The 22,370-nt window shown below is 57.1% G+C and carries 22 protein-coding genes; 17 read left to right on the top strand and 5 right to left on the bottom strand.

Annotation, left to right across the window (positions count from 1 at the left end):
- Positions 1-93: 93 nt before the first annotated feature.
- The 8 genes from ABJI08_RS00775 (at position 94) to glmM (ending at position 10,948) form a co-directional block, all read left to right on the top strand.
- Positions 94-618, top strand: coding sequence for a DUF6446 family protein (locus ABJI08_RS00775; protein WP_348399918.1), 525 nt, complete (start codon positions 94-96; stop codon positions 616-618).
- A gap of 8 nt (positions 619-626) precedes the next feature.
- Positions 627-1,838 carry a sodium/glutamate symporter gene (gltS, locus tag ABJI08_RS00770; protein ID WP_348399917.1) on the top strand — a complete coding sequence of 404 codons (1,212 nt, stop codon included), beginning with the start codon at positions 627-629 and terminating at the stop codon, positions 1,836-1,838.
- Positions 1,839-1,847: 9 nt separating this feature from the next.
- Complete coding sequence (glyS, locus tag ABJI08_RS00765) at positions 1,848-4,073, top strand: glycine--tRNA ligase subunit beta (RefSeq protein WP_348399916.1); 2,226 nt, start codon at positions 1,848-1,850, stop codon at positions 4,071-4,073.
- 85 nt (positions 4,074-4,158) lie between these two features.
- A complete protein-coding gene (locus tag ABJI08_RS00760) occupies positions 4,159-6,699 on the top strand; it encodes a putative PEP-binding protein (RefSeq protein WP_348399915.1) in 2,541 nt (846 codons plus the stop codon).
- 150 nt (positions 6,700-6,849) lie between these two features.
- Positions 6,850-7,491 (top strand): cell wall hydrolase, encoded by a 642-nt coding sequence (locus ABJI08_RS00755; RefSeq protein ID WP_348399914.1) that lies wholly within the window; start codon positions 6,850-6,852, stop codon positions 7,489-7,491.
- A gap of 129 nt (positions 7,492-7,620) precedes the next feature.
- Positions 7,621-8,550: a dihydroneopterin aldolase gene (locus ABJI08_RS00750; RefSeq protein WP_348399913.1), complete on the top strand. Its 930-nt coding sequence runs from the start codon at positions 7,621-7,623 to the stop codon at positions 8,548-8,550.
- A 39-nt stretch (positions 8,551-8,589) separates the two neighbouring features.
- The gene (gene folP / locus ABJI08_RS00745; protein WP_348399912.1) at positions 8,590-9,609 is read left to right on the top strand and encodes a dihydropteroate synthase; all 1,020 of its coding nucleotides are present in this window, start codon (positions 8,590-8,592) and stop codon (positions 9,607-9,609) included.
- Complete coding sequence (glmM, locus tag ABJI08_RS00740; protein ID WP_348399911.1) at positions 9,599-10,948, top strand: phosphoglucosamine mutase; 1,350 nt, start codon at positions 9,599-9,601, stop codon at positions 10,946-10,948. The genes folP and glmM overlap by 11 nt, the downstream gene beginning before the upstream one ends.
- Here glmM and ABJI08_RS00735 read toward each other — a convergent pair whose 3' ends face one another.
- Together ABJI08_RS00735 and ABJI08_RS00730 are read right to left on the bottom strand one after the other, a co-directional pair.
- Entirely contained in the window at positions 10,949-11,863 is a 915-nt protein-coding gene (locus ABJI08_RS00735; protein WP_348399910.1) for a DMT family transporter, read from the bottom strand.
- Positions 11,864-11,912: 49 nt separating this feature from the next.
- Positions 11,913-12,479: a hemerythrin domain-containing protein gene (locus ABJI08_RS00730; RefSeq protein ID WP_348399909.1), complete on the bottom strand. Its 567-nt coding sequence runs from the start codon at positions 12,477-12,479 to the stop codon at positions 11,913-11,915.
- Positions 12,480-12,585: 106 nt separating this feature from the next.
- Between ABJI08_RS00730 and ABJI08_RS00725 the strand changes: the two genes are divergently transcribed.
- Complete coding sequence (locus tag ABJI08_RS00725) at positions 12,586-12,921, top strand: metalloregulator ArsR/SmtB family transcription factor (RefSeq protein ID WP_348399908.1); 336 nt, start codon at positions 12,586-12,588, stop codon at positions 12,919-12,921.
- Positions 12,918-13,370, top strand: a complete 453-nt coding sequence (locus ABJI08_RS00720; RefSeq protein ID WP_348399907.1) for an SRPBCC domain-containing protein — start codon at positions 12,918-12,920, stop codon at positions 13,368-13,370. The genes ABJI08_RS00725 and ABJI08_RS00720 overlap by 4 nt, the downstream gene beginning before the upstream one ends.
- A gap of 63 nt (positions 13,371-13,433) precedes the next feature.
- Here ABJI08_RS00720 and ilvC read toward each other — a convergent pair whose 3' ends face one another.
- The gene (gene ilvC, locus ABJI08_RS00715) at positions 13,434-14,456 is read right to left on the bottom strand and encodes a ketol-acid reductoisomerase (RefSeq protein WP_348399906.1); all 1,023 of its coding nucleotides are present in this window, start codon (positions 14,454-14,456) and stop codon (positions 13,434-13,436) included.
- A 136-nt stretch (positions 14,457-14,592) separates the two neighbouring features.
- Between ilvC and ABJI08_RS00710 the strand changes: the two genes are divergently transcribed.
- From ABJI08_RS00710 to ABJI08_RS00680, 7 genes are all read left to right on the top strand, one after another.
- Positions 14,593-15,048, top strand: coding sequence for an Lrp/AsnC family transcriptional regulator (locus ABJI08_RS00710; protein ID WP_348399905.1), 456 nt, complete (start codon positions 14,593-14,595; stop codon positions 15,046-15,048).
- The gene (locus tag ABJI08_RS00705; RefSeq protein ID WP_348399904.1) at positions 15,045-15,500 is read left to right on the top strand and encodes an Lrp/AsnC family transcriptional regulator; all 456 of its coding nucleotides are present in this window, start codon (positions 15,045-15,047) and stop codon (positions 15,498-15,500) included. Before ABJI08_RS00710 ends, ABJI08_RS00705 begins: the two co-directional genes overlap by 4 nt.
- 165 nt (positions 15,501-15,665) lie before the next feature.
- Entirely contained in the window at positions 15,666-16,352 is a 687-nt protein-coding gene (locus tag ABJI08_RS00700; protein WP_348399903.1) for an ATP-binding cassette domain-containing protein, read from the top strand.
- Positions 16,352-17,644: an ABC transporter permease gene (locus tag ABJI08_RS00695; RefSeq protein WP_348399902.1), complete on the top strand. Its 1,293-nt coding sequence runs from the start codon at positions 16,352-16,354 to the stop codon at positions 17,642-17,644. The genes ABJI08_RS00700 and ABJI08_RS00695 overlap by 1 nt, the downstream gene beginning before the upstream one ends.
- Positions 17,645-17,658: 14 nt before the next feature.
- Complete coding sequence (locus tag ABJI08_RS00690; protein ID WP_348399901.1) at positions 17,659-18,315, top strand: DUF3299 domain-containing protein; 657 nt, start codon at positions 17,659-17,661, stop codon at positions 18,313-18,315.
- A 163-nt stretch (positions 18,316-18,478) separates the two neighbouring features.
- Positions 18,479-19,480: a hypothetical protein gene (locus ABJI08_RS00685; RefSeq protein WP_348399900.1), complete on the top strand. Its 1,002-nt coding sequence runs from the start codon at positions 18,479-18,481 to the stop codon at positions 19,478-19,480.
- A 145-nt stretch (positions 19,481-19,625) separates the two neighbouring features.
- Positions 19,626-20,744: an aminotransferase class V-fold PLP-dependent enzyme gene (locus ABJI08_RS00680; protein WP_348399899.1), complete on the top strand. Its 1,119-nt coding sequence runs from the start codon at positions 19,626-19,628 to the stop codon at positions 20,742-20,744.
- Between the two features lie 88 nt (positions 20,745-20,832).
- Here ABJI08_RS00680 and ABJI08_RS00675 read toward each other — a convergent pair whose 3' ends face one another.
- Complete coding sequence (locus ABJI08_RS00675) at positions 20,833-22,035, bottom strand: UbiH/UbiF family hydroxylase (RefSeq protein WP_348399898.1); 1,203 nt, start codon at positions 22,033-22,035, stop codon at positions 20,833-20,835.
- 63 nt (positions 22,036-22,098) lie between these two features.
- On the bottom strand, positions 22,099-22,326 hold the full coding sequence (locus ABJI08_RS00670) for a hypothetical protein (protein WP_348399897.1): 228 nt from the start codon (positions 22,324-22,326) through the stop codon (positions 22,099-22,101).
- Positions 22,327-22,370: the final 44 nt, after the last annotated feature.

The raw sequence follows: 22,370 nt of genomic DNA, 5'->3' as shown, positions 1-22,370 counted from the left end.
GCCGAACCTCATTGATCTCTCTTTAAGCGCGACTATGGGTGGCAATGCCGGGCGGTGCAAGGCCAACACTTTCACACATGTCAGGAGAGCGGCATGATCGGAAAATTGCTTGCGGGGTTCATCGTTTTGACAGCTTTGGTTGCTGGAATTGCCATGTATTGGCTTCAGGTTTACGCCTATTATGACGCTGTGCCAGCGTCCGGGACGGATGATGTTCAACTGACAGTGATGGCCAGCGCCATGCCGGAACCGATCCTGTATGAGAACTTTGAGGCGATTGATTCCGACAGCTCGCCAATCCGGTATCGGGCCTGTTTCACAACGCCGATGAGCTCGGGCCTGTTGACCGAAACCTATGAACCCTATGAAAACCCCGAGCCGTTGGTGGCCCCGAAGTGGTTTGATTGCTTTGACGCCAAAGAAGTCGGCTATGCGCTGGAAGAGGGCGAAGGGCTGGCCTTTCTGGGGGCGGCAAACGTGCTCTATGGCATCGACCGGGTGGTTGCGATCCTGCCGGATGGGCGGGGGTTCGTATGGCACCAGATCAACACATGCGGTGAGGTTGTGTTTGATGGCAAACCGTTGCCTGAGGGCTGTCCGCCCAGACCGGAAGAGTAGCTCTGCGCATGGGACATGAGATTGTCATACCGGATTTTATAACCGCGACGCTTGGGTTTGCGGTGTTTCTGCTGGGCGCACGCCTGACCCGCAAAGTTGCGTTTCTGCGCGAGTTTAACATCCCCGAGCCAGTGACCGGCGGATTGATTGCCGCAGTGGTGTTTGGTGTCTATGCGGCGGTGTCGGGCAATACGCTAAGCTTTGAGATGGGCGCGCGGGACTTTTTCCTGGTGCTGTTCTTTGCCGGTATTGGGTTGAATGCACGGTTGGGGGATCTGGTGGCGGGCGGCAAACCGCTGGCGTTGCTGTTGGTCCTGACCATGGCCACCATTGTGTTGCAGAACGTGATTGGTGTGGCCGGTGCTGTGTTGTTTGATTTCCCGATACAATCTGGCGTGCTGTTTGGGTCTGCGTCGCTGATTGGCGGGCATGGCACCGCGATTGCGTGGGCGCCGGATGTGGCGGCAACAACCGGTTTGGACAACTCGGTCGAGCTGGGTGTTGCGGTGGCGACACTGGGGTTGGTTTTGGCCGCCCTTGTTGGGGGTCCGATCGCGAAATATCTGGTGGGTCGGTATGACCTGCAACCGGCGCGCCCGGACGAGACCAATACTGTGGGTTTGCCGTTTGCCGATGAAGATCAGGACGCTTCGATCACGCATGTCAGCCTGATGCGCACGTTTCTGGCGCTGAATCTGGCGATACTGGGCGGGTATTTCCTGCATTCGGTATTGGATGAGGCGGGGCTGCGGTTGCCGCTGTTTGTGCCGTGTCTGATTGTGGGCATCGCGCTGGGGAATGCGCAGATGTTGCTGTTGCCGCGCGCCAAGCCGATTTCGCGCACACCAACGCTGGCGGTATTGTCGGATTTCGCGCTGGGCGCATTTCTGGCGATTTCGCTGATGACGCTGGATTTCGGGTCACTGGCCGGATTGGGTGTTGCCATACTGGCCACGATCAGCGTGCAGACGTTCGCGACCGTGGTGTTTGTGATCTATGTTTTGTTTCCCATTCTGGGGCGCGGATATCGCGCCGCTGTTCTGGCGGCGGGGTTTGCCGGATTTTCGCTGGGCGCGACGCCCACAGCGATTGCCAATATGACCGCCGTCACCAAACGCTATGGCCCGTCCCCCATCGCCTTTGTCGTTTTGCCGCTTGTGTCGGCTTTTTTCGTGGATATCGCCAACGCGATTGTCATACAGACAATTGTGAACTTCTAAGGACCTGTCATGCCTGATCTGCTGATCGAACTTTTTTCCGAGGAAATCCCCGCCCGCATGCAGGCGCGGGCCGCTGATGATCTGAAAAAACGCGTCACTGGCGGTCTGGTCGATGCCGGGTTGACCTATGCGCATGCCGAGGCGCTGAGCATGCCACGTCGTCTGACACTGGCGCTGGAAGGGGTGTTGGCGCAAAGCCCAACCGTGCGCGAAGAACGCAAAGGTCCCAAAGTGGGCGCGCCGGACAAGGCGATTGAAGGGTTTCTGCGCGGTGCCGGGGTGGCAAGGGACGATCTGGAAGAGCGCGAGACGCCCAAGGGTGCTGTTTATTTTGCGCAGATCACCAAGCCGGGACGCCCGGCGGCAGAGATCGTGGCCGAGGTTCTGGAAGATGTTGTGCGCACCTTCCCATGGCCCAAATCCATGCGTTGGGGCGCAGGCAGCCTGCGTTGGGTGCGCCCGTTGCATTCAATCCTGTGCCTGCTGAGCGATGAAAGCGGGTCTGAGATTGTGCCGCTGGACATTGACGGCATCGTTGCAGGCGATACCACCCAAGGGCACCGTTTCATGGGCAGCGGGCGGTTTGCCGTGACCGGGTTTGAAGATTACGAAACCAAGCTAAAGCGTGACCACGTTATTCTGAACGCTCAGGAACGCGCCGAACACATCTGGAACGACGCGACAAACATGGCGTTTGCCCAGGGGCTGGAAATTGTCGAGGACAAAGGTCTTTTGGCCGAGGTTGCCGGGCTGGTCGAATGGCCGGTTGTGTTGATGGGCGACATTGCCGAAGACTTTTTGGGTCTGCCGCCCGAGGTGTTGCAAACCTCGATGAAGGAGCATCAGAAGTTCTTTTCTGTGAAAAACCCCAAAACGGGTCGCATAGAAAAGTTTGTCACGGTGGCCAATCGCGAGACCGCCGACAATGGCGCGACCATTCTGGCGGGTAATCAAAAGGTGCTGTTCGCACGGTTGTCGGATGCCAAGTTCTTTTGGGAGAATGATATTCGCGTGGCTGGCACCGGCGCGCAGGCGTGGCTGGACAGTCTGAACAATGTGACGTTCCACAACAAACTGGGCAGTCAGGGTGAGCGCATTGCGCGGATGAGCGCGCTGGCCGCTGAGCTGGCGGGTGTGACCGGTGCAGACGCCGCAGACGTCGAAGCGGCGGCCAAGTTTGCCAAGGCCGATCTGAGTTCCGAGATGGTTTATGAGTTCCCGGAATTGCAGGGTCTGATGGGGCGGTATTACGCCGCCAAAGCCGGGTTGAGCGATGCGGTTGCGGCCGCAGCAGAAGAGCATTATTCGCCGCTTGGCCCGTCAGACGATGTGCCCTCAGCTCCGGTTTCTGTTGCGGTGGCGCTGGCCGACAAGCTGGACATTCTGACCGGGTTCTGGGCGATTGACGAGAAGCCGACCGGGTCCAAAGACCCGTTTGCGCTGCGCCGCGCGGCGCTGGGTGTGATCCGGTTGATTTTGGAAAATGATCTGCGGATGCCGCTGGATCGCCATTTCGATGCACAGCTGTTGCGCCATGAGATTGCGCAAAACGGGGATGACGAAGTGTCGGGCGTGTTGATGCAGGACATGATGTCAGAAGTGGCGGATCATGGTGTATTTGGCGCAGCAGTGCGCACGGTTCTGGATGTGTTTGACGGTGATTTGCCGGAACGTATCGAAGAGTTGAAGACCCGTTTGCCAGATACGTCCAGCGATCTGTTGTCGTTTTTCCACGACCGTCTCAAAGTGTATCTGCGCGATCAGGGCGTGCGTCACGATGTGATTGACGCCTGTATCGCCATGCCGGGCAATGATGATCTGACATTGTTGGTAAAGCGCGCCAGGGCGTTGCAGGATTTCATGAGCATGGATGATGGTGAAAACCTGTTGCAGGGCTTTAAACGGGCCAACAATATTCTCAGTCAGGCTGAGGAAAAAGACGGGGTCGAGTATTCCTTTGGGGCGGATGTGAAATTTGCCGAGGATAACAGCGAAAAGGCCCTGTTTGGCGCGCTGGACCAGGCCGAGGGAGCGATCTCTTCGGCCATCGAGGCCGAAGATTTCGCGTCAGCCATGGGGACCATGGCCTCCCTGCGCGCACCGATAGATGCGTTCTTTGAGGCGGTTCAGGTCAACAGTGACAATGAGGTCGTGCGCCGCAATCGGTTGAACCTGTTGTCGCGTGTACGCGCAATTTGTCTGAGCGCTGCCGATATGACGCGCGTCGAGGGGTAATTTTCCGCCGCAGGGTGATTGGGCAGCTTTCGCTTGCCACGCTGCGGCGGGTGCGTATGCTGCCTTTTCAAAGGAAGGTGCCGCAGTGCAGCAAAATGATCCTGATATCACTCTGATCACGGCCGACGCGCCGGTCGCGGCCAATACACATGGCGGGCGCGCAAAATGTTTGCAGCGGCTTGTGCGGCTTGATCTTCCAGTTCCTGAAACAATCGCGCTGAGTTTTGACCAGGTGCACCGCATAGCCGCCGGGCGTGTGCCGGATATGGCGCCGATACTGGCCCCGTTTGCGGACGATCAGCTGTTGTGTGTGCGGCCATCGTCAGAGGACCCCGATTGGGGCGGTCCGGGCGCAGTTTTGAACATCGGTATGAACGGGGCGCGGTTGGAAACGTTGAGCGAGCGCATTGGCGCGCGCGCTGCGGCGCGGCTTTATGTGAAGTTTATCCAGTCCTATTCGATCCATGTTGCCCGTCTGGACCCGGATATTTTTGACGATCTGGATCTGAATGCGCCTGACGCCGTGGTGCAGGTGTTGGATGCCTATGAGGATGAGGCGGAAGAACCTTTTCCACAGGCGCGTGGCGATCAGCTGATTGGCGTTTTACGTTCTATGGCGCGCGCCTGGGAAGGCACGACGGCGCGTCTGTTGCGCACGGCCAAGGGCGCGCCGGCGGATGCGGGTCTGGGTCTTGTGGTGCAGTCCATGGTGTTGGGTGTCGGGCAGGGCGAATGCGGTTCGGGTGTTCTGCAGCTGGTCAGCAGTGAAACCGGCTTGCCGCAAGTGACGGGGCGGTATCTGAGCCAGAGTCAGGGGCGGGATGCGCTGCAAACTGGCGCAGCTGCGCTGTTTTTGGAGCGTGATGATCGCGGACCGTCTCTGGAAGAACAGGCGCCGACCGCGTTCGAGCACCTAAAGGAACATGCCGCTGTGATGCGGGCGCGGCTGCGCGAAGAGATGCAGTGTGAATTCGCGGTTGATAACGGTGTGGTTCATATTCTGGACGGCGTGCGCGTGCAGCGCACGGCGCGGGCGGCCGTGCGTATTGCGGTATCATTGGCCAAAGACGGCGTGATTCCGCGCGAAGAAGCTGTAATGCGGATCGAACCGCGGGCGCTGAACGAACTTTTGCACCGTCAGATTGATCCGAACGCTGAACGTGACGGTGTTGGCAATGGCGTCGCAGCAAGCCCCGGCGCTGCGACTGGCAAGATTGTCTTTTCCGCTGCCGAAGCGCAGGCCAGTGCCGCGAGAGGCGAGGCATGTGTTCTGGTCCGGCGCGAAACCAACCCCGAGGATATTCGCGGCATGCACGCAGCCAGCGCGGCACTGACGGAACGTGGCGGCATCACCAGCCACGCGGCAGTGATTGCCCGTGGCCTGGGCCTGCCATGTGTGGTCGGAGCCTCAAGCATGCGGTTTCAGACACGCAAAAAGCGGCTGATTGGTATGGATGGGCGGGTGTTCCGCGAGGGGGACGTGATCACCGTAGACGGATCAAACGGACAGATTTTGGCGGGCGAAGCACCGATGGTCGAGGCGGCGCTGGACGATGCCTTTCAGTCCCTGATGACGTGGGCGGATGCGGTGCGTGATATTGATGTGCGGGCCAATGCAGACACGCCGGATGACGCACGCACTGCGCTGAATTTCAATGCGCAAGGCATCGGATTGTGCCGCACAGAGCATATGTTCTTTGAAGCGGATCGGTTGATTGCCATTCGCGAAATGATCCTTGCAGATACGCCCGAAGACCGCAGCGCGGCATTGGCGCAATTGTTGCCATTGCAAAAAAGCAGCATTGCCGAGCTGTTTCGGATCATGCAGGGCATGCCTGTGTGTGTGCGTCTGTTCGATCCGCCCTTACACGAGTTTTTGCCAACGGACCGTTCGGGATTGCGCGATTTGGCCGAAGCGTTGAACCTGCCGTTGTCGGATGTGACCCGGCGGGTCGAGGCGTTGGGCGAATATAATCCAATGCTTGGCATGCGCGGGGTGCGATTGGGCATCACAGTGCCGGAAATCTACGAGATGCAGGCGCGCGCGATTTTTGAGGCTATGTTGCTGGCAAGAGCAGATGGTACGCCGGTTTTGCCAGAGATCATGATCCCGCTGGTATCGGCCAAGCGTGAAGTCGAGCTGGTCAAAACCCGGATCGATGGGATTGCGGCTGCGGTGCGCACTGAAAGTGGGCAGAATTTCGATTATCGTCTTGGTGTGATGGTGGAAACACCGCGCGCAGCGTTGCGCGCAGAAGACATCGCGCCACATTGCGACTTTTTCAGCTTTGGGACCAATGATCTTACGCAGATGACCTATGGTTTGTCGCGCGACGATGCCGGGCGGTTCATGTCGCCTTATGTGCAGCAGGGCGTATTCCCGGAAGACCCGTTCCACATCATGGACCGTGAAGGCGTTGGGGAACTGCTGAAACTGGGCGCCGAACGGGGTCGTAAAGCGCGCCCTGAACTGATCCTGTCGGTCTGTGGTGAGCATGGCGGTAGCCCCGAATCGATAGCCTACTGTCGGGAGCTCGGAATGAACTATGTGTCCTGTTCTCCGTTCCGAGTTCCAGTGGCGCGTTTGGCCGCAGCGCAATTGGCGATTCAGGATAAAATAGCGTAATTTAACCAGTTTTTGCTGGATGTGCTTGACATTCAGACAATATGCAAACCGCCCGTTTTTGTGCATGGGTGGACGATTTTGTGCAATTCAGGTAAGACGTCGCGAGTTTCGGACAGGGAGGGTCCGGATCAAAACCGAATCGAGGTCGTGATGCGTAAGCTTATTGGCGCTGTATTAACATTGACACTGGCTGGCACAATGGCGCTGGCCGAAGCCCCGTCCGGGACACCCAATGCTGCCAAAAAGCAGCAACGTGTGGTTCTGTTTGATGGTAAAAAGCTGCGCGAATTTTTTGCGCCAAAAGCCGAAAAATTGACTGAGATTTCATATAGCCGCGCTTGGATCGACACGATGCCAAAGGTCGATGGCAAGAAACGTGACGCGCAATGGCAGTGCCTTTCAGAGGCGCTTTATTTCGAGGCACGTGGTGAAAGCGTACGCGGTCAGTTTGCGGTTGCCGAAGTGATCATGAACCGCGCCGATCATGGCCATTTCCCCGACAGTATCTGTGGTGTGATCAAGCAGGGCACAGCCAGCGGACGCAAATACGGGTGCCAATTTACGTACAATTGTGACGGCGTCACAAACCGTATTCACGAAAAAGGCGCGTATGAGCGTGTGGGCAAAGTCGCCAGACTGTTGATTGACGGTGCACCCAAGGCGCTGACCAACGGTGCCACGCATTATCACACCAAGGCCGTCAGCCCGTCCTGGTCGCGTAAGTTCACAAAGACGGCGACCATTGGCGTGCATCACTTTTATCGCATGCCAACACGCCTGTCGCAAAACTAGGCCGTCTGCCAAGACCAATTGACTGTGCATTGTGACGTGTTTCGCCACTGGTTTGCCGCGATACGCTCTGCTAGATGCGTTCGGACCGCATAATCTGGCACCTGCCTGACAACGCATAGGAGCGGCGTGATGACAAATGAAATTCGCCTTGCCTTTGCCCATCCTTCGGAGCGTTCCGAGGCGACATCCGAGGGTGATCCGCTGGACCGGATTTCGCTGCGGGATCACATCGTTGACGTTGATATCGGCGCCTTTCAAACTGAACGTGGCAGCACCCAGCGCATTTGTTTTAATGTTGTGGTCGAAGTGCGTGTGCTTGCGGATCCGGTGGACGATGATGTTGATCGCATTCTGTCCTATGACCGTGTGACCGAGGCGATTGCATTCGAGCTTGCCGCAGAACGCCTGAACTTGCTTGAGACGCTGGCCGCGCGGGTTGCAGAGCGGATTTTGCACGAACCTCAGGCCATGCGTGTGTTTGTGCGCATCGAAAAGCTGGATCGCGGACCGGGCGCGTTGGGTGTTGAAATTGTGCGCAGTCGCACGAGCGAAGTTGCCGCCGTAGATGAGACCGCAGAAGAAGAGGCGCCGCATCCGCGCGTGGTGTACCTGTCCAATGACGCGATAACATCACCGCATCTCAAAGGGTGGATCGACCAGCTGCAAGACGGCGGTATTCCGGTGATCTTTTGTGTCGGTGCCGCGGATGTTGCGCCGCCAAAGACCGGACACGCCATGACACAGCGTCGTATTGATTTGTTGGCGATAGAGCAGAACGCATGGGTTCTGGCGTCCAAAGATGACCGTTGTGTAGTGGTGAACACCCGGACCGAGTTGGACTGGGCCATGAAAAATGGCCAGACATGTGTGTGGGCGCCGTCAAAGATTGTTCTGGACGCTGTCGATGGACCTTCGGCGCAATCGCGTGACTCGGTGACGCTGGCGCATTGGTTCGCACAAGAAATGCAGGCGCGCCGGTTTTGGATTATCGGCGCAAACCCGCCGGAACCCGGCCTGTTGCCCCTCAGGGTTATGGGCGCAGATCAACCTGACCTCTGAACGCTTGCGTTTCGACCAGCAATTGAGCATTCAACAATGATGACCGAATACTATCGAGCGATCCCCCAGACGGATGCTGCCCGCCCGAAAGAGGCGAACACGCTGGCCGGTGGCTGGTGTTGGTTTACCCATGCCGAACGTTTGACACGAGATGGGCCTGCGCAGATCATTGCGGCCTCTGACGTTCCACAGGATGTTCTGGAAAGAATGACCCGCGCCCGGCCCAAACTGGGACGTGTGCGCATGGACCGCCCCCAGATTATGGGCATTTTGAATGTCACGCCGGACAGCTTCTCGGACGGCGGTGAACATGTCGGGCCGGCACGTGGGCTGGCGCATGCGCGGTCTATGGTTGATGACGGCGCGAGCGTGATTGACGTGGGTGGAGAATCCACGCGCCCCGGATCAATCGAGGTGCCCGCCGAGGCAGAGATTGCGCGTACAGCGCCGGTCATTGCCGCTATCTCTAACGTCCTGAACGTTCCGATCAGCATCGACACGCGCAAATCCGTCGTCGCCAGCACCGCGCTGGACGAAGGCGCGTTTTTGGTCAATGACATCTCGGGCTTTACCTTTGATCCAAAGCTGGCCCCGCTTTGCGCCAAAAGAAACGTGCCGATTTGTGTGATGCATGCGCAGGGTGATCCTGAGACGATGCAGCTTGATCCGCGTTATGACGATGTCCTGTTAGACGTCTATGACTTTCTGGCGGCGCAGGTATGCATGTTGTCCTCTCTGGGGATTTCGAAAGACCAAATTCTGGTCGATCCCGGCATTGGGTTTGGCAAGGCGATCCCGCATAATCTGGCGCTGTTGTCTCGGATAAGCCTGTTTCATTCGCTGGGGTGCCCGGTGCTTCTCGGGGCGTCTCGCAAAGGTTTTATCGGCAAGATCGGATGTGGTGTCGCCGCGGCAGACAGGGCGGCAGGCTCGGTAGCGGTTGCGCTTGAAGGGATTGCACAGGGTGTGCAGATTGTGCGTGTGCATGACGTGGCCGAAACCCGGCAGGCATTGCAATTGTGGCAGGCAGTAACAACAGGTGAATATCATGGCGCGTGAGCTTTTTGGAACCGACGGAGTGCGGGGCAAGGCCAATCAACATCCGATGACGGCCGAAATGGCGTTGCGGATCGGGTCGGCGGTTGGGCGGTATTTTCGCAATGATGGCACCAATCAGCACCGGGTTGTGATCGGTAAAGACACGCGGTTGTCGGGCTATATGTTCGAAAATGCTTTGACGGCGGGTTTGACGGCAACCGGCATGAACGTGTTCCTTTTGGGCCCTGTGCCAACACCGGCTGTTGGACTGCTGACAACGTCCATGCGCGCCGATCTGGGTGTGATGATCTCGGCCAGTCACAACCCGGCAGAGGACAATGGCATCAAGTTTTTTGGCCCAGACGGATTTAAGCTGTCGGACGAGGCTGAAATAGAAATCGAACGTTTGATTCAGGCCGGAGTGGAACCTGCACAGGCGGCCAATATCGGGCGCGCCAGACGGATCGATGATGGTCGATTCCGATATATTGAACGCGTCAAAAGCTCTTTGCCGCGTGCGTTGCCGCTGAGTGGTATCAAAGTGGTCGTGGACTGCGCCAATGGCGCGGCGTATCGCGCAGCGCCCGAAGCGTTGTGGGAACTTGGTGCCGAGGTGATCCCCGTTGGGGTGACACCAGACGGGTTGAACATAAACAAGGATTGCGGCTCGACCAAGCCACGGGTGGCCAGCGAAACGGTGGTTGCGCATGGGGCCGATGTGGGCATTTGTCTGGATGGCGATGCCGACCGTGTCATGATCATCGACGAAACCGGCAAAGTTGCGGATGGCGATCAGATCATGGGTCTGCTGGCCTCTCGCTGGGCTGATGTGGGCCGTCTGAATGGTGGCGCATTGGTGGCAACCGTGATGTCCAATCTGGGGCTGGAACGGTTTCTGGAGGGGCGTGGCCTGCGCCTTGAACGGACAGCCGTCGGGGATCGCTATGTGGTCGAGGCAATGCGCAAGGGCGGGTTCAATCTGGGTGGAGAGCAGTCCGGGCACATTGTGATGACGGATTTTGCCACCACCGGTGACGGGTTGATGGCCGGTTTGCAGTTTCTGGCGGCTATGGTCGAAACCGGACGCAAGGCCTCGGAGCTTGCGAACGTATTCGAAACAGTGCCGCAAATGCTTAAGAATGTGCGTTATCAGGACGGGCAGACACCATTGGACATTGCCTCGGTTCAGGCGGCGATTGCGGCTGCTGAAGCGGATCTTGCCGGATCCGGGCGTTTACTGATCCGCAAATCGGGAACCGAGCCTTTGATCCGTGTCATGGCGGAATGCGAAGACGCAGCGGTTCTTGAACGTGCAGTGGACGGAGTTGTGCAGGCGGTGAGCGACGCTGTGAAAGTCTGATCAGCGCCCGCTGAACAGACGTTTCAAGTCGCCATACTGGCTCAGCCCCAGCCCGGCCAGAATAAGCAGGGTGGCCCATAGCAGCGACGATTGCAGCGGTTCGCCCAGAAAAATGACGCCTAGTGTCACCGACCAGAGTGGCACCTGATAATTTGTCAGGTTCATGAACACGGGGCCTGCGCTGCGGATGAGAACCACCCGCAACAGATTTGCGCCTGCCGTGGGAATAAGACCCAGAAGGGCAACCAGCAAAAGTCCGTTCAGAGGCGGCACAGGCGGCAGGCCGTGTTTTATCAGGGCCATTGGGATCACGAAGCACATGCCAAAGACCAGCGTTGCCGCCGACAGCCCAACCGGGTCAATGGGCGGCAAACGGCGCATCATGATGGATGACACCGCATAACAGGTTGCCGCACCAAGACAGGCAAGACGTCCGATGCTTGCCAGGGTGTTGCCGGAACTGATAAACGCACCCGGCCCGATCAGGACCAGCACCCCCAGAAAACCAATCACAAAGCCCGCGGCGCGACGCAGTGTCATACACTCTCCGGGCACCAGAAAATGGGCCAGCGGCAGAACAATCAGCGCGACGGCTGCCATAGAGACGCCAACGAAACCCGTCGTGACAAATTGCTGGGCCCAGGCGAGCAACATAAACGGCACTGCCGCGCTGAAGATCGAAACAAAGAACAGCCTGCGCCAGTCTGTCTGGGTTTCGGTAAACATACGGCCCCCTTGTAATTGCCAGAGAGCGACGGTTACGACAGCGGCAAAGCTGATGCGCCCGGCCGCGACCCACAAAGGCGGCAAATGTGCGAGCGCGAGTTTTTGCACCATGAACGTACCGCCCCAGACCAACCCGAGAACGACGACCATGATCCAGTCTGATGCTTTGATTTCGATGGTGTCGCGCATGGGGCAGGCTTTCTGAAATACGGCCCCTCGTTCAGAGGGGCCGCTATGCTTAGCCGCGCAATTGATGATGAAGCAGAATAGGAACAACCAGATCTTCTTCGTCACGCAGGTGACGGGTTAGAAACAGTCCTATCTCTTTTGTCAAACCATGCAAGAGCTTTGCTTGCTCGGGGATTTGGTCCGGGTCGAGCTGATGCAGTTGCACGATGCGGTTTCCTTGTCGGGTAAAGCGGTCAAGAACATCATCCAGCTCAACATGGTCACCTTCTAACATGTCCAGACCACGTTCGAACCGCGGGTCGGCTGCGTTCAGTTCAGGGAAAAAGGAATGATCCTCCCACCCGTGATGGCCGTGCAGATTGCGCACCAAAAGAGTGCCGAAATGCGCCAGCCGATCGGCGTAATGCGCCGGATCAATGGTGCGATCCATCATCTTTTCCGTGTCCTTTTGCGTGATGCCAGCCAACTGGCGAAACATGTGATGAGCCCCCATCCAGTTGCGGATGGACTCGGCGAAATCCGGGTGATCCGGCCATGCGTCGCGCGGATAGTCCCGAAGCAGAAGTTGCATCTCTGGTGGCAACCCCTGTCTGGTGTGAATGGTTGTCTGTGTCATGCATTGCAGATGTGTCGGGTGGGTTGTGATCGCAATCTGCACAAGTGCACAGAAGATGTGAGTGGCGATGGGTTGATTTTAGGTAAGTACATACTTACGGTAAGTCATGGCTAACTTAAATGGTATAGAATCAGATGCATGTGGCGCGATCTTTGTCGCGCTGGCTGATCCAACCCGGCGCAAGCTGTTTGAAACGCTGACGCGCGGGCCTCGCTCGGTGGGGGATCTGGCCAGAACGCTGCCTGTCAGCCGCCCTGCCGTCTCTCAACATCTCAGACATCTGTCCGACGCCGGGCTGGTGCAGTCGACCCGGAAAGGCACGCGCAACATCTATGCCGCCCGCCAGGAAGGGGTCGAGGTTTTGCGGAGGTATCTGGAGTCGCTTTGGGGTGATGTGCTGACCGCATTTGCAGACAAAATAGATCAGGAGAATTTGAAATGACGAAACCCATTGTGAAAACCGTAACCGTGGCGGCAGACCCGACGCGGGCGTTTGAAGTTTTTACTGCAAACCTGTCAGAGTGGTGGCCGGGCGACCGGCATTCGGTGTCTGCAGGCAAGGGCGAAGTACCGCAGAACGTTGTGCTGGAACCGCGACAGGGCGGGGCGATCTATGAAATCCTGTCAGACGGGTCGCGCACCGAATGGGGTGTCATTCAACGTTGGGAGCCACCTGCCGGGTTTGAGATGACATGGCATCCGGGGCAGGGTGCAGATATGGCCACGCGGCTGGCGCTGCAGTTTGAGGCAAATGGCGCAGGCACACAGGTTACGCTGACTCACAGTGGCTGGGACGTGATGGCAGAGAAGGCCGAGGAGATGTCGCAGCATTACAGCACGGGTTGGGATCATGTGCTGGGCACCTGTTTTTGTGGTGCCTTTACGCAGTAAACGCAAAAAGGGCGCCCCGTTTGGGACGCCCCCTCTATCTTGTGATCGTTGGCAGTGCCGGGATCAGTTCTTTTCTTTGTCGACCATTTTGCCAGCCGAGATCCATGGCATCATGCCACGCAGTTTTGCGCCGGTTGCTTCGATCATGTGCTCGTCATTGGCACGACGCGACGCTTTGATGGTTGGCTGACCAACAGCATTTTCCAGCATAAAGTCACGAACGAATTTACCCTGCTGGATGTCTGTCAGAACGTCCTTCATGCGGGCTTTGGTTTCGTCGTAGTTCAGAATGCGCGGGCCGGTGACATACTGGCCATACTCGGCAGTGTTCGAGATCGAGTAGTCCATGTTGGCGATGCCGCCTTCATAGATAAGGTCAACGATCAGCTTCACTTCGTGCAGGCATTCGAAATAGGCCATCTCAGGCGCGTAACCGGCTTCAACCAGCGTTTCAAAGCCACAGCGGATCAGTTCTACCAGACCGCCACACAGAACAGCCTGTTCGCCGAACAGGTCAGTTTCGCATTCTTCGCGGAAGTTGGTTTCGATGATGCCCGAGCGACCGCCACCGATGGCAGAGCAATAGGACAGACCGATTTCCAGCGCTTTGCCAGTTGAGTCATTGTCGACAGCTACAAGGCAAGGCACGCCGCCGCCTTTGACATATTCGCCGCGTACGGTGTGGCCGGGGCCTTTGGGCGCCATCATGATCACGTCAACGCCTTCTTTGGGCTCGATCAGGCCAAAGTGCACGTTCAGGCCGTGGGCAAACGCGATGGCGGCACCCGGCTTGATGTTGTCGTGTACGTATTTCTTGTAGGTTTCAGCCTGCAGTTCGTCGGGCATGGTGAACATGATGACGTCGCACCATGCTGCGGCTTCGGCGATGCCCATAACGGCCAGACCTTCGCCTTCGGCTTTCTTAGCCGAGGGGGAGCCTTCGCGCAGTGCGACAACAAGGTTCTTTGCGCCGCTGTCGCGCAGGTTCAGCGCGTGCGCGTGTCCTTGCGAACCATAGCCCAGAATGGCGACTTTTTTGTCTTTGATCAGGTTAATGTCGCAATCGCGATCGTAATAAACGCGCATGTCCGGCGCTCCCTATATGTGATGTCTCTGCCGGCAGATCATATCGTGTGCAATGCCAAAGGCGAGGTTGCGAGAGGGTATTATTTTCGAAAAGTCGAACTTTTTATTCGTGTGAATTTATAATAGTGATAGATTCATGCTTGATGACCTCGACCGACGCATTCTTCGCCACATGCAGGCGGATCCTGAACAATCGATTCCCGATTTGGCGGATCGGTTAACGATGACCACGTCGCGCCTGACACGGCGACTTGAAAAGCTGCACGAAAATGGTGTGTTGCGTGGACAATGCGCGGTGATCAACTGGCAGGCGCTGGGGTATGCGGTTGAGGTCAGCCTGAGAACAACGCTGGACAAGACACAATCGCGGGCGTTTGACGACTTCATCGTTGCGGCCCGCGACATTCCGGAAGTGATCGAGATACAAACATTTTTGGGGCAGGTCGACGTACGGCTGTCGGTTATTGCGCGTGACATGGCGCATTACCAAGAGGTCTATCGCACCCGTATTCTGACCTTGCCCCACATTGCCGACATTGAAGCGTTGATGCATGTCGCCCGCATCAAGTCAGATGAAAGCCTGCCGGTATGATTGACCTGGATGATGTTGACCGTGGGCTGCTTAAAGCCCTTGCCCGGGACGCTACGCAGAATTCCGGTGCATTGGGGCGACAGTTCGGGTTGAGCCAACCAGCAACGTGGCGGCGAATCAAGCGGCTACAGGAAAGCGGGGCCATTGCCGGGCGACGGCTGGACCTTGATGCGGACAAGCTGGGATTTGGCGTGACCGTGTTTCTGGGGGTCAAGCTGGCGACCAAGGGGCAGGTTTCGCTGGAGGATTTTGAGCGGGCGGTGACGGCTATTCCTGAGGTGCAAACGGTAGAGCATGTGTTGGGCATGTATGATTACCGGCTGCGGGTTGTTGCGCGGGATATCCCGGATTTTGAACGCGTGCTGCGCCGCAGGGTTATGACATTGCCGGGGGTTGGGAATGTCGAGGCTAATGTCTTGTTGAGCGAAGAACGTCGACCCGGTCCGTTGTGATTGGGGCGGAAGGCCATATCCAGTATCATGCCGTCTGGTGTGTCGGTATTGGGAACGTTGCCGGTTCCAGTTTGAAACGCTGTCGAACGTGCATTGACGAATCCCATACACAGGTCAGTATTATACTTCGTTGTTTTTGATCGTTTCCTAATTCAGAAATTCTATATGTCACTTATTGCTCTTAGATATTTGCGATTTTCTTGGCCCGGCGTTGCCAAACCTGTTCTCGACATCGAGAAATTCGATCTGCGCGCTGGAGAGAAAGTCATGTTGCGTGGGCCAAGTGGCTGCGGAAAGTCCACGCTGTTGTCGGCGATTGCCGGAGTCATAGATGTTCCTAAATCCTCGGTTCAGGTCGCCGGTGTTGATGTCGGTGGGCTGTCGGGCAGCGCGCGTGATCGTTTCCGGGTCGACCACCTTGGGATCATTTTTCAGGTATTCAATCTGCTGCCCTGGCTCAGTGTGATTGACAATGTTGTGTTGCCTTGCCGGTTTTCGGAGCGGCGCCGGGAAAACACAGGCGGGGACCCGGTTGATACGGCGGCGCGATTGTTGGGCGATCTTGGCTTGATGGATCCGCGCATGCTCAAAGGTCCAGCCAGCGCCCTGAGTATCGGCCAGCAACAAAGAGTGGCGGCTGCGCGTGCTTTGATTGGGGCGCCCGAAATCATTTTGGCGGATGAACCCACATCGGCGCTTGATGAAGATGCAAAGGACGCATTTGTCGATTTATTGTTGAGGGAGTGTGAGGGAGCCGGATCAAGTTTGCTTTTTGTCAGCCATGATCGGTCGCTGGAAAAGCAATTCGACCGAACCGAAGAGTTGGGTAATTTGAACCGAGGGGCCGCCTGATGCTCAACCTCTGTAAAAAAAGCCTTTTGAACCGACGGTTTGTCGCGGGTTTGACGATCCTCAGCATCGCCCTGAGTGTGGCATTGATATTGGGCGTGGAACGCTTGCGGACCGAGGCACGCGCAGGGTTTGCCAATTCAGTGTCCGGGGTGGACTTGATCGTAGCCGCACGTGGAAATGACGTGCAAATCCTGATGGCCACAGTTTTCGGCGTTGGCTCTACGGGGACTGGCATCAGGTGGGAAAGCCTCGAGATGCTGGAGGACATGCCGGAAATTGAGTGGACCGTTCCGCTTATGATGGGTGACACGCATCGTGGATATCCGGTCATCGGCACGTCTGCCGCTTATTTCGAACGTTTTCGCCACAGCGGCGGCCAAACCCTGAGCTTTGAGAAAGGCAGCGTTTCTGGCAGCCCTGAGGATGCCGTGGTGGGCGCGGATGTTGCGCAGGCTTTTGGGTATGAACCGGGAACCGAAATCGTGAATGCCCATGGGGCGGGTCAGGTTTCCTTTTATGTTCATGACGAGTCCCCATTCATAGTCCGAGGTGTTCTGGCGCCTACAGGAACGGCTGTAGATCGTATGGTTTTCGTGCCTTTGGAAGGTTTTGACGCATTGCATGAGAACGCCGCGCAAAAGGTCACGGACCCGTTTTCGCGCGCTGAAACTTCAGGTGATCGCGAAGAACGAGCGGAACCGGATCGCCACGCCGGGCATGGCCACCACGGCCACGCGCCCGACACAATCAATGCCATTTATGCGGGTCTTAAAAGCAAACCGTCAGTGCTTTCTGTTCAGCGCAAGCTTGCGAATTACCGCGAAGATGCTTTGACGGCGGTTCTGCCTAATGTTGCCCTGCTTCAGCTGTGGTCCATAACCGGCACGGCGGAAACGGCCCTCAGGTTGATGTCAGGTGCGGTGGCGCTGGCGGGCGTTATTGGCATGGTGGTAATGTTATCGGCAGCACTTGACGCACGGCGCCGTGAATTCGCCATCCTGCGATCCGTAGGGGCCACACCCGGCAATATCTTTGTGCTGATTATTTCCGAAGCGGTGATGTTGTTGTTGGCGGGAATACTTCTTGGGTACATTGTTCTGAGCGTTGTTACGGTTGCGGTCGATCCCATTCTAGCAGCGAAATTTGGGCTTCGGATTGGCTTGGGACTACCAACTCTTCGTGAGGCCCTTCTCATCGCGATGATTTTCTGCTCTGGTCTTATTGCGGGTGCTGTGCCCGCGTTTAGAGTGTATCGGATGACGTTGGCCGATGGGCTTTCAATGCGGCTTTGAGGTGAGGTTCAGGAATGATGAAGACATTGAGCACGGTGCTTGCCGCAATCCTCGCATTTTCGGTGGCACACCCAGGCTGGGCCATCGAACCGCTTGAAATCACTTGGGTGGATCTGTTGCCCGAAGAGCGCCCGTACCATGATCCATTTGCGGAGTTGGAGTATAGCCAGTTGCTTGATCTGGTGGAATTGTATCGCATTGAGGTCCTGAAGACCGTTGAAGAGAACGATGAAACACGCGCCATGGCACTGGAAATCCGCGAAAGTCTTGTCTCCCAGGGGCTGGACCCCGATCAGTTGTTCAAACAGCGTGACATTGTCATGAACCAGCGCAAATTAGAGGCGACTGAGCCAAACCCAGAGCTGCTAGGTAAAACCGTGCGATTGCCGGGGTATTTGTTGCCATTGGAAATGATCGATCAAAAAGCTGTCGAGTTTCTGCTGGTGCCGACAGTGGGCGCCTGCATCCACACACCACCGCCGCCGCCCAACCAAATGGTGTTTGTTCGCTATGATCAAGGCTTTGATGTCGATGAGCTGTACAAACCAGTCTGGATCAGCGGCGAGATGCGCGCTGAAAATCAAACAAATGAGCTTAGCCTTGTGGACGGGCAAGCCGACATTGAAACAACTTATTTTGTTCAGGCTGTTTCGGTGGATATCTACAAATAGACATCAATCTTTGGCCGGGTCGGGGACAGAGCATGCCGCGATGATCGGCGGCTTTCGGTCGTTTTGGCCGGTTTGCAATTTTAGAGTTCAACAATTCCACCCTGTGGCGCATAAATCTCCTATGTTCAGGAAATTCCTTTCGTTTTTGCTTGCTGCAGGCCTGATGGTTCCCACATCCGCCATCCCTTGCGGATTTCACAATTATGCGCCACTGCCGACTTTGGTTGATCAGCTTTTGGGCAGTGATGAAATCGTGCTGGCCCGATCCGCCCCTGACAATCCGTTCCGATTTGAGGCCATTGAAGCGCTTGAAGGCCCCATTGGGGTGTCTGAAATTCCATATCTGGTCGACAGCGGGACCCGTCGCCGGCTGGCAATAGACGCTAATGCAGCAGTTCTGTTTGCTCGGGATGGGGCCTATGGGCCCTGGCAACGCCTTGCTTTTGTCGACACGCCGATGGCTTCGGTGTTGACCGTAATCATGGAGCGATTGCCTGCGTGGAAAATCGGGGATGACCTCGGTCGGTTCAGGTTTTTCGCCGGACTTGTCGGGCATCCGGATGATCAAATTCACAAACTGGCGCTGCGTGAACTGGATCAGGCTGACTATAGCATTCTGCGGGCCCTTGAGGTTTCCATTGACCCGCAGCGATTGCTGGTCCGGATAAACGACCCGAATGAAGCACAATACAGAGCGATACGGCTCTTGTTGTTGGGGCTGAGTGATGATGCCCGTCTGAGCGCAAGGTTGGAAAGGGGCATTCAAAGTAGTGTCAGTTCCGAAAACCGTTTTCTCGGGGCCTATGCGACAGCTTTGATCGAACTTGCCGGTCCTGATGCGGTGGCCAGTATTGCCGCAAATTATTTGACCGACCGACAGCTTTCACTGCTGTCCCGCGAGGTGCTTATCGAAGCTGTCGCGTTGCACAGCGGGTCACAAGACATAGCATTGGAAAGATCCATTTCGAAGGCGGTGAACACTGCTATCTGGCTTGACCCAAGACTTGCAGGCGCTGCGGCGCGGCAGTTTGGCGCTCGAGGAAACTGGTCGCTTCAGCCAATTCTAAGAACGGTGCTTGAAGAGGGGACGTTGTTAGACGTAGCGGACAGGCAGGACGCGCTTCAATATGTGACGCTGGCTCAAGACGCGACCATACGGCAATAATTGTGTGTCAAAACGCGTGGCCACTGTTCGTGACTTCGAAGCTCACGTAGGTCGGACAAGATTGTCCGACCTACCTTCCGGCGCTTTCGTCTTGCATTGATGACAGATGGTACTAAGCCTTGATGCAACAGATAAGGAGTTGCACATGGCGAGCGATATCGATCCCGGTGGATTGGACGAGTTTTCGGTGGTCTTCACAGATCGGTCTTTGAACCACATGTCCCAGACATTTCAGCAAGTTATGCGAGACATTTCGGATATGCTAAAGAGCGTCTATTCCGCTCAGGCTGTGGCATTGATACCCGGCGGTGGCACATATGGCATGGAGGCTGTGGCGCGCCAGTTCGCGCGTGGCGGCAAAACGCTGGTGGTGCGCAACGGGTGGTTCTCCTATCGCTGGAGCCAGATTTTTGAGGCTGGTGGATTTGCGGCCGAAAGTGTCGTGATGAAGGCGCGTCAGGCCGGCAACGGTTTAACAGCGCCGTTTGCCCCGGCGCCAATTGAGGATGTTGTCGCCAAAATTCAAGAGGTTAAGCCGGATGTGGTGTTCGCTCCGCATGTCGAAACCAGTGCCGGTGTGATCTTGCCTGATGACTATATCGCAGCGATGGCTGCAGCGGCGCATGATGTTGGCGCGCTGATGGTGCTGGACTGTATTGCCTCGGGATGTGTCTGGATCGACATGGGCGCGTTGGGTGTGGATGTGTTGGTGTCGGCGCCGCAGAAGGGATGGTCGGCTTCGCCGAGTGCGGGGTTGGTGATGATGTCTGACAGGGCCCTGAAAAAGCTGGAAGAGACCGAGTCCGACAGTTTTGCGATCGACCTAAAGAAATGGCATTCGATCATGATGGCGTATGAAAACGGCGGCCATGCCTATCACGCCACTATGCCTACGGACGCGCTCAGGGCGTTTCGTGACACCATGGCCGAAACCCGGGACTACGGATTTGACAAGCTTCGCGACGCGCAATGGGCGTTGGGTGATGGCGTGCGCAAGATGCTGAAAGATAAGGGTATTACATCCGTTGCGGCCGATGGATTTGGCGCGCCGGGGGTGGTTGTGAGCTATACGTCAGATCCTAATATTCAGAATGGCAGCAAGTTTGCGGCAGAGGGCATGCAGATTGCCGCCGGTGTGCCGTTGGCCTGCGACGAGCCTGAAGGCTTCAGGACTTTCCGGTTGGGATTGTTCGGTCTGGACAAACTTTATGACGTTCCGGGCACGCTTGGGCGGTTGAAAACGGTGCTGGATAAAGTGCTCTGAAACAGGCCAAAACACGCATCGGCAGCGCGTCGGTATTCTGTCGGTATTGCGTCGGTTTGGTTTTTTGGATGGGGATGGGGTTTGGCGGCTATCGCACGCCCAGCCCCATCTGCATCAGCGTCTTGCGCACCGGCGCCATCGAATAAAGTGCATTCAGCCCCATCGCACGGGCATCGCGCAGCGGTTGCGGTGCAACCATAGAAGCACGGTTCAGCAGGTCGATGCCTTTGACCCGCAGCTTGACCTCGGTAAAGCGTTTGCGGTGATAAGTTTCCAGCATCTGCGCGTCGCCCAATTTGTCCGGGTCGGCGCGGGCCAGATCAAGCAGAACGCGCATGTCGCCAAGGCTCATGTTCAGACCCTGCGCACCGATGGGCGGCACGACATGCGCGGCCTCTGCTACCAGCGCCAGCCGTTCCCCATAAAGACGCTCGGCAGATTGCGAGATGATCGGCCAGAGCGTGCGGCGCGATGCCAGCGTCAGCGGGCCGAACAACGAACAACTGCGTCCGGTCATAGCCGCCTCAAATTCCGGCACATCCATGTCGAACAGGGCCTGCGCACGCGGACCACGCTCCATCCAGACCAGCGCAGAGGAAGGTTTGCCCTGATAATCCGGCAAGGGTACCAGCGTGAACGGCCCACCAGAACGGTGGATTTCGGTGGAGACATTGCAATGCGGGATCGGGTGCGTGATGGCAAAGGCCAGCGCCTTTTGTCCGTAACGTGTGGTGTGCACATCGATGCCTGCGGCCTGACGCATGGGCGAATTGCGGCCATCGGCGGCGATCACCAGCCTGCAGCGGGTCTGACTGCCATCCGAGAGAGAAACGCGGGCCTCGCTTGTGCGGGTAAACAGGGATGTGGTCGCAGTGCCAAGGCGCAGATCGACATTGTCCATCTCGGACAGTCGGGCCAGCATTTCGCGGCGCAGTAACCAGTTGGGCAGGTTCCAGCCAAAGGGTTGATCCGAGATGTCGGAGGCGTCGAAATCTTTGATGATGCGGGGTTCGGGAATTTCACCGCCAGCATCGACAATGCGCATGACCTGAAGCGGTGCGGCATGGGCGTCAAGGCGCTGCCATAGACCAGCCTCTTCCAGCAGGCCGCGCGCTGGTTGCAAAAAGGCGGTGGTGCGCAGATCGGAACCGGAGGCATCGCGTTCCGTGACAGGTGGCGTCGGGTCGACGCATTGCACCGAAAAACCCGCTGTGGCAAAGGCGGCTGCCGCTGTCATCCCGGCGATTCCACCGCCGGACACAAGGATGTCGACCTGAGTGTGTGTTGTCATGGGCTTGGCCTCCTGTGAGGCGCACCCTAGACCCGGCGCGCGCAGGTTCCAAGAGGGCGCGCGCTATCCTCGGGTGACGATTACCAGCAAGACCGCGAAAACCGGCACCAACAGCACGGCGGGCATGTAAAGGCCCGGCACGCCCCAAAGCGCAATCGCGCCGCCCCACAGGCCAAGGCCGCCAGCAAGCGCAAGATAGATGTTGCGGACAAGATTGGGGGATTGGACGTCTTTGTGAGGGGGTTCGACGCCTTTCGAGGCAAGATCAGCTTCAGACTCGATATGCTTCATGATGGCTCCTGAGATTGCAGTTTTGAAATATGTATTTCAAAAGT

The organism is Shimia sp. (assembly GCF_039969785.1).
Lineage (GTDB): Bacteria > Pseudomonadota > Alphaproteobacteria > Rhodobacterales > Rhodobacteraceae > Shimia.
Note: the sequence above shows the minus strand (reverse complement) of the source record. Positions and strands in the feature narration are given on the sequence as shown.